The organism is Allobosea sp. GW823-FHT01F03 (genome assembly GCF_058798075.1).
In genome coordinates this window covers 1,392,259-1,404,895 of sequence record NZ_CM179505.1, presented here as the reverse complement: position 1 = coordinate 1,404,895, position 12,637 = coordinate 1,392,259, and the positions used below count along the sequence as shown (strand labels likewise).

11 protein-coding genes are annotated in these 12,637 nt (G+C 69.3%); 4 read left to right on the top strand and 7 right to left on the bottom strand.

The genetic code is table 11. The features are described 5' to 3' along the window. Position 1 precedes the first annotated feature (1 nt). The 4 genes from AC3RCC_RS06520 to AC3RCC_RS06505 all read right to left on the bottom strand — a co-directional run bounded on the left by AC3RCC_RS06520 (position 2) and on the right by AC3RCC_RS06505 (position 4,804). Entirely contained in the window at positions 2 to 1,381 is a 1,380-nt protein-coding gene (locus AC3RCC_RS06520) for a S8 family serine peptidase (RefSeq protein ID WP_492257966.1), read from the bottom strand. Next, complete coding sequence (locus AC3RCC_RS06515) at positions 1,378 to 2,553, bottom strand: glycerate kinase family protein (protein WP_492257965.1); 1,176 nt, start codon at positions 2,551 to 2,553, stop codon at positions 1,378 to 1,380. Before AC3RCC_RS06515 ends, AC3RCC_RS06520 begins: the two co-directional genes overlap by 4 nt. Before the next feature lie 101 nt (positions 2,554 to 2,654). Further along, positions 2,655 to 4,124, bottom strand: a complete 1,470-nt coding sequence (locus AC3RCC_RS06510) for an SLC13 family permease (RefSeq protein WP_492257964.1) — start codon at positions 4,122 to 4,124, stop codon at positions 2,655 to 2,657. A gap of 62 nt (positions 4,125 to 4,186) precedes the next feature. Beyond that, positions 4,187 to 4,804 carry a J domain-containing protein gene (locus AC3RCC_RS06505; protein ID WP_452117115.1) on the bottom strand — a complete coding sequence of 206 codons (618 nt, stop codon included), beginning with the start codon at positions 4,802 to 4,804 and terminating at the stop codon, positions 4,187 to 4,189. An 82-nt stretch (positions 4,805 to 4,886) separates the two neighbouring features. Between AC3RCC_RS06505 and AC3RCC_RS06500 the strand changes: the two genes are divergently transcribed. Beyond that, positions 4,887 to 5,159 carry a BolA family protein gene (locus AC3RCC_RS06500; RefSeq protein ID WP_492258758.1) on the top strand — a complete coding sequence of 91 codons (273 nt, stop codon included), beginning with the start codon at positions 4,887 to 4,889 and terminating at the stop codon, positions 5,157 to 5,159. Between the two features lie 9 nt (positions 5,160 to 5,168). Here AC3RCC_RS06500 and AC3RCC_RS06495 read toward each other — a convergent pair whose 3' ends face one another. The 3 genes from AC3RCC_RS06495 to AC3RCC_RS06485 form a co-directional block, all read right to left on the bottom strand. Continuing rightward, a complete protein-coding gene (locus AC3RCC_RS06495) occupies positions 5,169 to 6,362 on the bottom strand; it encodes an MFS transporter (protein ID WP_492257963.1) in 1,194 nt (397 codons plus the stop codon). A gap of 58 nt (positions 6,363 to 6,420) precedes the next feature. Then, entirely contained in the window at positions 6,421 to 7,590 is a 1,170-nt protein-coding gene (locus tag AC3RCC_RS06490) for an acetyl-CoA acetyltransferase (protein ID WP_291638229.1), read from the bottom strand. Positions 7,591 to 7,831: 241 nt separating this feature from the next. Beyond that, positions 7,832 to 8,737 (bottom strand): EamA family transporter, encoded by a 906-nt coding sequence (locus AC3RCC_RS06485; protein ID WP_291638230.1) that lies wholly within the window; start codon positions 8,735 to 8,737, stop codon positions 7,832 to 7,834. A 188-nt stretch (positions 8,738 to 8,925) separates the two neighbouring features. On the opposite strand from AC3RCC_RS06485, the gene AC3RCC_RS06480 reads away from it, so the two are divergent. The 3 genes from AC3RCC_RS06480 to AC3RCC_RS06470 are packed head-to-tail and all read left to right on the top strand — an operon-like array spanning position 8,926 to position 12,550. Further along, positions 8,926 to 10,488 carry a D-alanyl-D-alanine carboxypeptidase family protein gene (locus tag AC3RCC_RS06480; protein ID WP_492257962.1) on the top strand — a complete coding sequence of 521 codons (1,563 nt, stop codon included), beginning with the start codon at positions 8,926 to 8,928 and terminating at the stop codon, positions 10,486 to 10,488. Positions 10,489 to 10,505: 17 nt separating this feature from the next. Then, positions 10,506 to 11,426 carry a DMT family transporter gene (locus AC3RCC_RS06475; protein ID WP_291638232.1) on the top strand — a complete coding sequence of 307 codons (921 nt, stop codon included), beginning with the start codon at positions 10,506 to 10,508 and terminating at the stop codon, positions 11,424 to 11,426. A 26-nt stretch (positions 11,427 to 11,452) separates the two neighbouring features. Then, complete coding sequence (locus AC3RCC_RS06470) at positions 11,453 to 12,550, top strand: CobW family GTP-binding protein (RefSeq protein WP_492257961.1); 1,098 nt, start codon at positions 11,453 to 11,455, stop codon at positions 12,548 to 12,550. Positions 12,551 to 12,637 lie beyond the last annotated feature (87 nt).

Here is a 12,637-nt window from a genome sequence, read left to right as displayed (position 1 = left end):
GCTATTGCGGGCAGGACAAGCTGCCCCAGCCGAAGACGGGGTCGCGGCCGGGCGCGCCTAGATCCCTGGCCTCGGCCGAGAGCGCGGCGAGCAGCGCCTGCGGCGCCGCCTTCTCGTCCTGCATCCGGCGATGGGCGAAGGCGAGCGTCACCAGCGGCGCGGCATAGGAGGTACCCGAGCGCGGCGGGCCGGGCCGCATCGCCTTGTCGGGGAACTGGATGCGCACCCCCGGCGCCGCGAAGGCGAGATGTTCGCCACGATTGGCCCGCGCATAGACCTTGCCGTCGCGATCGATCGCGGTCACCGCCACCGCCCAGGGATAGGCCGCCGGATAGCGCGGCTCGGTGCCCGGCCCGTCATTGCCGGCGGCCGCGACCAGCACCGCGCCGCGCTCGTGCATCAAGGCACCGAGACGCTCGAGCAGCAGGTTCGCCGGCCCGGCCAGGCTCAGATTGACGGTCTGCACCTGGCGCCGAGCCAGAAGATCGAGCGCCGCGACGAGATCGAAACTGTCGGCATTGGCGCTGCCGCCACGCCGGTGGAAAGCGTCGACGGCGATGATGCGTGCCCCCTCGCCGCCGGTGCCTCGCGTCAGCAGGATCGCGACATCGGTTCCGTGCGCGTCGCCCGCCGGTCGGTAGCCCGCCTCGCGTACGCTCTCGGCCTCGATCGCCCGGCCGGCGAGCGCCGGATGCGCGAGATCGACAGAGGTGTCGACCATGCCGATGGTACCGCGCGCGACGCAGCTGCCGGTAATGCGGGCCTCGGGCGCCAGCAGCGAGAAGCAGCGATGTTCCGGGCATGGCGCCGCGACGCCGCGATAGAGATGGTTGAGATCGACCAGGGCCGCCGGAAACAGCGTGCGCACCCGCTCCAGTGCCCGCGCCGTCGAGAGACGCCGCGGCACGCGCATGCGCACCGTCTGGTTGCCGACGAGGCCGAGGCTGCGCTGCGCGACAACGCGAAACCCTTCCTCGCGCAACCGGGCGATATCCGCCTCGTTCAATCCCGCCGCGACGATCTCGCGCGGCACGGCCTGCCGCGCCGGACGCTGCGTATTCCGCTGCGTCCGGCGCGGCGCGCCTTGCCCGATCTCGAACAGGCCGAACAGGTTGAAGGAACGGATATGGCGCCCGCTGCTGCTGCGCTCCGAGCTGCCGCCTCCACTGCCGCCTCCGGGACCGCCGGCTCCGCTGCCGCCCGTTCCTCCTCCACCTCCGCCGCCGTCATCGCCACCGCCATCATCGTCGGCGAGAGCGGCAGCGAAACGGCCGGAGGCGTCGGGCAGGCTGCCAAAGGGCATCAGTGCCAACCCGAAGCCGAGCGTCAGGGCCCGCGCGAGCCGCGTCAGGCCGGCGGAGGAAGGACGGCAATGCGTCATGCCGCCGTCCTCTCGCCGCGCAGGCGGATGCCGACGCCGATCATGCGCACCGCATCCTCGGCGGCGCGGCGCAGCAGCTTTTCGGTTTCGGCAATCGCCTCCTCCAGCGTGCAGGGTCGCTTCAGGATGCTGGCGAAGGCGTCGATGCCATGCTCGAAATTGATCCGCACCTTGCCCCGACCGATCGTGCCGGCGAGCGCCACCACCGGAATGCCCAGGGCCTTGGCGCGCCGCGCCACCTCGGCCGGGATTTTGCCGAAGGGCGTCTGTTCGTCGAGGCAGCCCTCGGCAGTGATCACGAGGTCGGCCTGGCCAAGCAGATCGTCGAAAGCCAGATATTGCATCACGATATTGTAACGCGGGTGCAGCCTTGCGCCCAGCAGCCCCTGCAGGCCGGCGCCGAGCCCTCCCGAGGCGCCGCCGCCGGGCGCGCAGGACAGATCCTGCCCGGTCGCCTCGCGCAGACAGGCGGCATAGGTCTCGAGCGCGGCCTCCAGGACGACGACCTGCTCCGGCGTCGCCCCCTTCTGCGGCGCGAAGACGCGCGCCACGCCTTTCGGGCCGAGCAGGATGTTGTGCCAGTTCACCGCGGCATCGATCCTGACGTGGTCGAGACGCGGATCGCGACCGGAAAGATCGATGCGGGCGAGGTCGGCAAGCGCGCCGCCGCCGCGGGCGATCTGCTGCCCCTTCGCATCGAGCAGGCGGATGCCGAGGGCCTCGGCCATGCCGGCCCCGCCATCATTGATGCCGCTGTCGCCGCAGCCGATCAGGATGCGTTCCGCACCGGCATCGAGCGCCGCCAGGATCAGCTCGCCGACGCCATAGCTCGTCGTCAGCATCGGGTTGCGCTGGTCGCGCGGGACCAAAGCGAGACCGGCGGCAGCAGCCATCTCGATCACCGCGGTCTTCGGGCCGGGGCGGCCGAGGAAGCCGAAGCAGGCGACGACCGGCTGGCCGACCGGCCCGGTCACGGTCAGCTCATGGAGCTGACCGCCGGTGGCGGCGACCAGCGCCCGGGTGAAGCCCTCGCCGCCATCGACCAGCGGCGCCAGCAAGGTCCTTGCGTCCGGCATGGCGGCATGGACGCCCGAGGCGATGGCGGCGGCGACGTCGCTGGCGTCCAGGCTCTCCTTGAACCCCGAAGGGGCGATCAGGATGTTGAGCGTCATCGGATGATCCTCACAGTGCCACGAGGCCTTGCGCCTCTGCTCCGTAAACGACGCCGCTCCGGGCTTATTCCGATGCCGGCTCATTATTTTCGCGCCTCGGCTCAACGCAAAGCCAGGCCGAAAAGCGGCCAGATCCAGAGAGAGAAGCCCATCAACAGCGCGAACATCACCGGCAGCAACGCCAGCGAAAGGAGCATCAGGTCGCGCGCCGCATAGGTCGGCTTTTCGAGATCGGCATAGAGCGCGACCGGCTTGGCGCTGACCGCCAGCGTCTGGCAGAAGCCGGTGCCCATCACGATCAGCACGATCAGCGCGCTGGCATCATAGCCATGCGCGACCAGCGGCAGGGCGAGCAGCGGGATCAGGATGGTCGCTCGCGCGCTACGCGAGGTGATCAGCAGATGCGAGAGCAGCGCGACCGCGGCGACCAGCGCCGCGACCACCGGCACCGAGCCCAGTGCGCCGGGTGGCAACGCTGCAAGCAGAAGCTCCATCAGCGATTTCGCCGCGCCGGTCGCGATCAGCGCACTGCCCATCAGCGTGGTCGCGGCGAGGAACAGGATCAGCTGCCATTCCACCGCTTTCGCCGCCTGCTTCATCGAGACCGGAGCGAACGGCTTCAGCGTCACCGCGACGGCGCCGAGCAGGGTGACGACCGCGGCATCGAGGCCATGCAGTCCCTGCGTGCTCCAACCGAGAACGACGAAGCCGATGACGGCGCCGACATAGAACTGCTGGCGGCAGAGCGGTCCGGTCTCGGGCGCTGGCAGGGACAGAGCCCGCCGCCGCTCGACCGGTTCGAGGAACAGCCACAGGATGATCGCCATGGCTGCGAGGCTGGCGAGCACCGCCAGCGGCAGCGCCATCGCCATCCAGCCGAGATAGCCATAGCCGGCGCCGCCGCTGCGCAGGATCATCTCGACGGCAATCAGATGCGCCCCCGCGCCGATCAGCGAGCCGCCGGCCGAAAGCAGGATCACCGTCGGGAACAGCAGAGCGAACGCCCGGTTGATCCTGGCATCGTCGATCGCCGCGGCAAGGGCGAGATAGACCGGCAGCAGCAGCGCCGCCCGGCCCGAGGTCGAGGGCACCACGAAGGCGGTGGCAACGATTACCCCGGTCACGGCGAGGAAGAGCGCCCTGACGGTGCGGACACGGGCCAGGGCCGAGAGCGCCAGCCGCTCGGCCAGCCCGCAAGCGCGCAGCGCCGCGGCGATGATGAAGGCGCCGATCAGGAGCCAGATCAGCTCGCTGCCGAGCGCGCCATGCAGTTGCTGAGCCGGGAGGGTGCGCGTGGCGACCAGCGCCGCCGCCGCGGCGAGCGCGATCAGCGTGTCGTCGAGCCCCGTCAGGCACCAGGCGACCGTCGCGAGGCCGAAGACGATGAGCGCGATCCTTGCCTCGGCCGCGAAGGGCAGGCAGAGCCAGATTGCCGCGCCGAGCGATACGGCGAGCCCGAGCGGCAGGATTCCGGTGCGGACCGCCGGCCGCATCGTCAGGGCAGGAAGGGCGAAGGACCGTGGCGCGCCGATGCGCTCCCCGGTCAGGGTCGGGGTCGGGACAATGCTCATGCCCCGCAAACGACGGCGCCGCCCTGCTTATTCCCCGATGCTGCGAAGAATCTATGCCGGGCTCAGACCAGCCCCTGCGCCTTCAGCGTCTGATAGGCCTTGAGGATTTCCTGCAGCGTGCCCTCGCGCGAGCGGTCGCCGGCATTCGCATCGGGGTGGAAGCGCTTCACCAGTTCCTTGTAGCGCGCCTTGATCGCCGCCTTGTCGGCACTGTCGTCGAGGCCGAGCGTATCGAGCGCCTTGCGCGCCAGGATGCCGACGCGCGATTCCGGCTTGCTTGCCTCCTGGCCGGCGCGCGCCCCGAAGATGTTGAAGCCGTCCTGCACCTCGGGCCCGGCAGCGCCGCCGGCGACCCGGCCGCGCTGCGCCATCCGCGCCGCCTTCGAATTGACACCGAGCTTCCAGGTCGGCCGGTGGCCGATCTCTTCCTGCTTGGCATAGGCGGCGAGCGCCTCGTCGTTCATCCCGGCGAAGTAGTTATAGGTCGCGTTATAGGCCTTCACATGGTCGAGGCAGAACTGGAAGAACTTGCCTTCCTTGCCGCGCCCCATCGGCGCCCGGAACTCGCCGCTCTTGGCACAGCCCGGATGATCGCAGCGGCGCGCAGGGATTTCCTCGACCGCTTCCGCCTCGGAAGCGCCGATCCTGATGCGGTCGAAAAGGCGTGAGTTGAAGTTCATGCTGGACGGGTTATGGGACCGGAAGGCGAAAGCGACAAGGGCATCGCAGCAGCGATATCTGCCGCGCGACAAGGGCATGATCATGACCGCAATGGCTGAACGGATTAAGACCAAACTGGAGCGGGCGCTAGCGCCCCTGCGGCTCGCAGTGCTCGACGAATCGCACCAGCATCACGGCCATGCCGGCTGGCGCGAAGGCGGCGAAACCCATTTCAGGGTGGATATCGTCTCGCCGGCCTTCGCCGGCAAGAGCCGGCTCGAGCGCCATCGTCTGATCAACGCCGCCCTCGCCGAGGAACTGGCCGGCGGCGTGCACGCGCTCGCCATCGTCGCGCGCGCCCCCGAGGAGGGCTGAGGCGCGGCTCTATGCCGCCTTCCGCTCCGGCGTCAGCAGATAGATCGCCGTCGAGGCGAGCAGCAGCGCCGCGAACACCCAGTGCAGATTGGCGAAGGCGGTCGCCGCGTCGTGGCCGGAGCCACGCTGCATCGCGATGAACCAGCCCGAGCCGAACTGGACCATCGCCGCCCCGGCGATGAACAGGAAATTGACGAAGGTCATGCCGCGCCCGACCAGATGCTCGGGGAAGAAGATCCGCGCATGCGCCATCAGGATCGCATAGGTGAAGCCGGTCCCCCCGACGATCGCGAACAGCAGCACGGAGCCCGGCATCGAGCGCTCGCCGAGCAAGGCGAGCAAGGCGAAACCCACCCCGGTCGCGGCCGTGCCCCAGGCGACCAGCGGCTTGCTGCGGCCGGTGCGCTTCTGAAGGGCGCCATAGACGAAAGCGCCGACGACCATCGTCGTTGCCATGCCGAGCGTCGCATGGCCGGCCATGACCGCGTCGAGCCCGTGAACCTGCGTCATATAGGGCGCGATCCACAGGCCGCGCGCCGTCGCGATGATGGCGTAGCCGACCAGGGTGATCGGGGCCAGCAGCCAGAGCGGGCCGATGCTGACGATGCTCTTCAGCCCCTGCAGCAGCCCTTCCTGCCTGCCCGAGGCGTCGGTCGCCACCGGCGGATCGCGGACCAGCACCGCCGCCAGCACTGTCGCCAGCAGGAACATCGCGGCGAAACCCAGCATGGTCGCGCGCCAGCCGAAGCTCTGCGCCGCCAGGGCCAATGGCGCCGCGCCGACGAGATTGCCGAGCGACCCCAGTCCGATGAACACCGAGGACAGCACGCCGAAGCGCGCGACATCCTGCGTGCGAGCGAAAAGATAGAGCGCCGACATGAAGATCGGCGAGCAGCCTATGCCGACCAGCCCCATGGCGAAGACCGCGACCCAGGCGTTCTCGGATGTGGCGAACAGAAAGGCGCCGGCCGTGCCGATCGCCATCGCCGTGCCGACCGTGCGGCGCGGGCCGAGCCGGTCCAGCGCCCAGCCGACGGGGAACTGGGCGGCGGCGAAGGTGATGAACCAGGCCGCGCCCAGCGTGCCGAACTCGGCCGGGCCGATCTTGAGATCGGCCATGACCGGCCCGGCGATGACGCTCAGGAAAGAGCGGTAGAAGATCGACAGGATATAGGCCGGCAGCAGCGCGAAGAAGATCGTCACCGGGAACCCTCACACCGGGCCGAGGCGGCCTCGGCCGGCCGCGAAGTTCCCGGGGCTCTCACTTGAGCCGCTCGAGCACGGAGACGTAGTTCGCCACCGCGGCCCCGCCCATGTTGAAGATGCCGCCGAGGCGGGCATCCTTGACCTGCATGCCCTCCGGCGCCTCGCCGACGAGTTGCATCGCCGAGAGCACATGCATCGAGACACCGGTCGCTCCGATCGGATGCCCCTTGGCCTTGAGACCGCCCGAGACGTTGACCGGCAGCTTGCCGTCCTTCTGGGTCCAGCCCTCCTTGATCGCCCGGGCGCCGTCGCCCTCCCTGGTCAGGCCCATCGCCTCATATTCGAGCAGCTCGGCGATGGTGAAGCAGTCATGGGTCTCGACGAAGGAGAGATCGTCGAGCGCGACTCCGGCATTGGCGAGCGCCTGCTGCCAGGCGCGCGCGCCGGCCTCGAACTTCAGGATGTCGCGGCGCGACAGCGGCAGGAAGTCCTGGACATGGGCCATGCCACGGAAGCCGACGGCGCGACGCATGGTCTTCGCGGTCTCCTCGTCCGCCAGCACCAGCGCAGCGGCGCCGTCCGAGACCAGCGAGCAGTCGGTGCGCTTCAGCGGCCCGGCGACGAAGGGGTTCTTCTCGCTTTCCTCGCGGCAGAAGGCATAGCCGAGATCCTTGCGCATCTGGGCGTAAGGGTTGTCGACGCCGTTCTTATGGTTCTTCGCCGCGATCATGGCGAGCGCGTCGGACTGGTCGCCATGGCGCTGGAAATAGGCCCCCGCGATCTTGCCGAAGACGCCGGCGAAGCCGCCTTGGGTGTCGCCTTCCTGTGGCAGATAGGAGGCCTTGAGCAGGTTCTTGCCGATTTCCGGCCCCGGCGTCGTAGTCATCTGCTCGACGCCGACGACGAGCACGATCTTGGCGGCGCCCGCCTTGATGGCACGCACGCCCTGATGCACCGCGGCCGAGCCGGTGGCGCAGGCGTTCTCGACCCGCGTCGCCGGCTTGAAGCGCAGCGCCGGATCGGCCTGCAGCACGAGGGAGGCGGTGAAGTCCTGGGCCGAGAAGCCGGCGTTGAAATGGCCGAGCACGATCTCGTCGACCTGATCGGCGGTGATGCCGGCATCGACCAGCGCATCGGTCGCGACCCTGACGATCAGGCTCTCGATGGTCTCGGCGTCCTGCTTGCCGAAGGGCGTGTGGGCCCAGCCAACGATTGCAGCGCTCATGGCGTCATCTCCCGAATGATGTGCAGTTACACCTTATCTGCCTTCGGGCGCGCGCCGCCACAAGCGGCATGGGTGCATTTCTGCCGTGCGTGGAAAGGTCACCGAAAGCGAACGCCAGTCAAGCGCACCCGCAGCGCGCTATAGCATCGGACCGAAAAGTGGCCTCCACTTTTCGGAAAACTCCGATGCGATAACACTGAGATAGATCACGGTGACCGCGTCCGAACGGACGCGCGGCGATCTAGCCGACCGAGAGTGCCAGCAGCACGCCGACACCGGCCACGATCATCGCCATTCCCAGGATCTCGCGCCGCGACGTGCCCTCTGCAAAAATCCGGCGCGAGGCGATCTGCGCCAGCGGCACTTCGACCAGGCCGAGCGTGCGGACATTGGCGGCGCTGGTCAGCGAGAAGCCGATGAACCAGAACTGCGAGGCGGCGGCGCCGAGGAAGCCGGCGGCGAGCGAAGGCTTCCAGTTCTCGAGCGAGCGTCGCAGCGCGGCCCTGTTGGCCACCGCCATGTAGCTGACGAGGATCACCGAGGAGAACGCCAGCCCCCAGGCCAGGGTGGTGGTGGCGCGCAGCACGAAATTACCGTCCGGCAGGGCGAGGATACCGCCACGGAAACCGATCGCCGACAGCGCGAAGGAGGCGCCTGCGGCGATGCCGAGCACGGCCGGGCGCAGGCCCGCGGCGCTGAGCTTCTCGCCCGGCTTCCACGACATCACGACGACGCCGGCGGTGGCGACGACGATGGCGGCGAATTTCGGCCAGCTCAACGCATCGCCGAGCAGGAGCGCCCCGAACAGCGCGACCTGCACCGGCTCGGTCTTGGTATAGGCCGTCGTCACCGAGAAGGAGCGTTCGCGCATCGCCGCCAGCATCAGCCCGGTCGCCAGGATCTGGGCCACCGAGCCCCAAAGGGTAAAGCCGAGCGAGCGCAGATCCGGCGGCGGCGGCAGGCGGCCGCTCGCCAGGCAGACCAGGACGAGGAAGATCAGCGCGAAAGGCAGGCCGAACACGAAGCGCACCTGCGTGGCGCCGACCACGCCGATCGCGTCGGTCAAGGAGCGCTGGGTCAGGTTGCGGGCAGTCTGGAGCAGCGAGGCGGCGAGCGTCGCCGGTATCCACAAAAGGGCGAAGCTCACGCGGAAGTCCCGAAACAAAAGCGATTTGCCCGCTTGTGGACCGGTTGACGGCGCTAGGCAAATCGCTCTGCGAAGGGTAGGTATGCAGGATCGGCGAGGCCGGAAATCGCCCGCCGTCTCGAAAATGCCTCAAGCGTCGCGTTGAAGCCCCTCGACTACACGTCAAGACAGGTTCAAGACCTCAGCCGATGAACGCATTTCGCTTCGCCGCCGGCGCGACCCTCGCCAGCTTCCTCGCCGCAGCCATGCCCGCCCACGCCGGCACGAGCCTGGTGATCGACGCCTCGAGCGGCGCCGTGCTCTCGAGCGAGAATGCGAGCCAGGCCTGGCACCCGGCCTCGACTACGAAGATGATGACGCTCTATGTCGCGCTCAAGGCGGTCCGCGACGGAAAGATCGGGCTCGAGACCGCGATCCCGGCCTCGAAGCGGGCCGCCAGCCAGCCGCGCGTCAAGGTCTATATCCGCGCCGGCCAGGAGGTGACGCTCGACAACGCCATCCGCATCATGATGGTGAAGTCGGCCAACGACATCGCCTATGTCATCGCCGAAGGCGTCGGCGGCGATGTCGAGAGTTTCGTCGCAATGATGAATGCCGAGGCCCGGCGCCTTGGCATGCGCGACACCAATTTCGTCAATCCCAATGGCTGGCACCACCCCGACCAGCAGAGCAGCGCCCGCGACCTCGCCGTGCTGGCCATGGCGCTGATGAGCGAATTCGGCGACTATTCCGACTACTGGAACACCGGCGCCGTCCAGCTCGGCAAGCAGGTGCTGAAGAACACGAACGGACTCGTCGGCCGCTATCATGGCATCAACGGCTTCAAGACCGGCTTCGTCTGCGCCTCCGGCTTCAATGTGGTCGCGACCGCGACCCGCGGCGGACGCACCCTGATCGCCGTGGTGATGGGCGCCCATTCCGGCGCCGAGCGCACCATCAAGGCGGCGCAGCTACTCGATGACGGCTTCGGCAAATGGGGCGGGCTCGGCACCACGGTCGCCAGCCTTCCCTCCGGCACTGGCGGACGCGCCTACAGCGTCTGCGACGCCGTGCGCCGCGGCGGCGGCGCGCTCGGCGACGACGTCGATTCCAGCGGTCCGATCACCGTCTCCGCCGCCCCTGGTGTCGGCGGCAACAGCGACGGCACCTCCGACCGCTTCGCCGTCGGCGTGCCGCAATCCGGCGTCGGCGGCGCGGTCCTGACGCGCTCGCCCTCCGGCCGCATCACGCTCGGCCAGCGCGCCCCGCTCGCCACCGTCCCCGTCGCCTTCGGCCGCACGCCCGCCTCGGCCTCCGCTCCGCTCGCTGCCAATGTCGTCGCCAAGCCCGACACCCAGCTCGCGCGCGAAACCATCCAGCCGGGCGCACCGGTCGCGGCCGGGCTCGTCGGCTCCGGCCGCACCGCCTCCGCCAATGGCGCCATTCCGGCGCGCTCCTCCGCCTTCGCCGCCACGGCGCCGGGCGACGAGGTCCAGCCTCCCTCCAACGCTTTCGGCTCCGGCCCGCTGCGCCTGCAGGGCGCCGTCCAGCCGGGCGCCGCGACCCCGGCGAGCCTACGTCCCGGTGCTGCCGCCGGCATCAAGCCGGCAGCACGCAACGCCGCCAAGGCTGCGCCGGCCAAGCCCTTGCTGACCAAGCCGGCCAGCAAGTCGAAGGCTGCGCCAGCCAAGCCCAAGCCGAGCACGGCGCTGGTCAAGCCTCCCCCGCGCCCGGCCAAGCCGGCAGCCTCCGCCGCCAAGCCCGACGCCTGAAACCTGCCGGAGACGCCGTGCGCACCGACGGCGACGGCTCCAATAGCCAACGCGGCATCGCGCTGGCGCTCGCCTCCGCCGCCGCCTTCGGTACCAACATCGTCAGCGCCCAGATCGCCGGCATGGCCGGGCTGAGCGGCCCGCTCCTGGTCTTCTACCGCGTCTTCGTGATGCTGGCCCTGGTCGGCGGCGTCATCCTGCTCTGGCGCTCCGGGCTTTCCGTGCCGCGCCGCCGCTGGCCGGCCCTCATCCTGTTCGGCCTCTCGACCGGGCTCGTCGGCAGCGCCTATCTCTCCTCGGTCGCCTTCCTGCCGGTCACCGTCGCCGCCGTGGTGTTCTACACCTTCCCGGTGCTGGTCGTGCTGGCCGAGCCGCTGCTGACCCGGACGCGGCCGCGCCTGGAACGCATCGTCGTCGTCCTCGTCGCCTTTCTCGGCGTCGCCATGGTCGTCGGGCCCGACTGGCATGGGCTCGATCCGCGCGGCCTCGCACTCGCGCTGCTCGCCAGCGTCGCCGCGGCGGTGCAGTTCTTCGCCGCCGGCGCGCTCGGCGAGACCGGGACGCTGCCAAAGCTGTTCTGGTCGCATCTGATGATCCTGCCGGTGACCTTCCTGATCCTGCTGCTCACCGGCGGCATGCAGCCGCCTGGCGCCCTCGCCCTGGCGCCGATTGCGGTGCTCGTCACGATCGGCGGCTATCTCGTCGGCTTCCTCTGGCAGGTCCTGGCGCTGGCGCGAGTCGCGCCCGGCCCGGCGGCGCTGGCCTTCTGCGCCGAGCCGGTCTTCGCCGTGGTCATTGCCGCCGCGGTGCTCGGCGAGCGCGTCGGCATGCTGCAATATGCCGGCGGAGGCCTTGTCGTCGCCGCGATCATGGTCAATGTAATATTAGAACAAAAGCGGATGCGAGCCTCGAAGCTGGCGCTCGCGCCTCCGACCTGAATCATTCGCCAGAGCGATCGTCCATCATGTCTGCAATGCCGCCTCCGCCCATCCCGCTGACCCTGCTCACCGGCTTTCTCGGCGCCGGCAAGACGACGCTGCTCAACCGCCTGCTCAAGGACGAGGCGCTGGCCGACACGCTGGTTCTGGTCAATGAGTTCGGCGAGATCGGCCTCGACCACCTCCTGATCGAAGGCGCCGAGGACAACATGGTCCTGCTCGCCTCCGGCTGCCTGTGCTGCACCATCCGCGACGATCTGATCGTGACGCTGGAGGATCTGCTGCGCCGGCGCGACAATCACCGGATCGCCCCTTTCCGGCGCATCGTGATCGAGACGACCGGACTCGCCGACCCCGCGCCCATCCTCAACGTCCTGATCAACCACCGCTATCTCGCCATGCGCTTCCGGCTCGACGGTGTCGTCACCGTGGTCGATGCGGTCAATGGCCCGGCCACGCTCGATGCCCATGCCGAGGCGCTGCGCCAGGTGATCGCCGCCGACCGGATCGTCCTGACCAAGACCGAAATCGCCCCTGATCCCGAAGCCGTCGCCGCTCTGCGCCGCCGTCTCGGCGAACTCAATCCCGGTGCCGCGATCCTGCCCGCCGACGCTCCGGCGCAGGCGCTGGTCGGTGCCGGGCTCTACGATCTCGCCGACCGGCCCGGCGAGTTGCGCCGCTGGCTCGCCGCCGAGACGCTCGAAGCTAGCCACGATCACCACCATGACCAAGACGGTCACGGGCATCATCACCACCACGACGTCAACCGCCACGACGCTAGCATCCGCGCCTTCGTCCTGACCGCAGAGGAGCCGATCCGACGCGCGACCTTCGAACTGTTCTGGACCCTGCTGCGCTCGACCCATGGCCCCAGGCTGCTGCGCCTCAAGGGCCTGGTCGCGCTGGCCGAGGAACCGGAGGCTCCGCTTCTGGTCCACGCCGTCCAGCAGATCCTGCACCCACCGATCCAGCTTTCGGCCTGGCCCGATTCCGACCGGCGCTCGCGCCTCGTCCTGATCACCCGCGACCTCGACGAGGCGGTGGTCGCCCGGCTCTGGAGCGCCTTTCTCGGCCGTGCCGCGCCGGCGGAAGTGGGCAGCCACGCCCGTCATCATCACGGCTGAACCGGGCGCATCTGGCCCGCTTCTTGATCCCTGCCAACCAGCCTGCCGCTCTCGCTGTCGCGACGTGCCATTCCGGTACGGAACAGT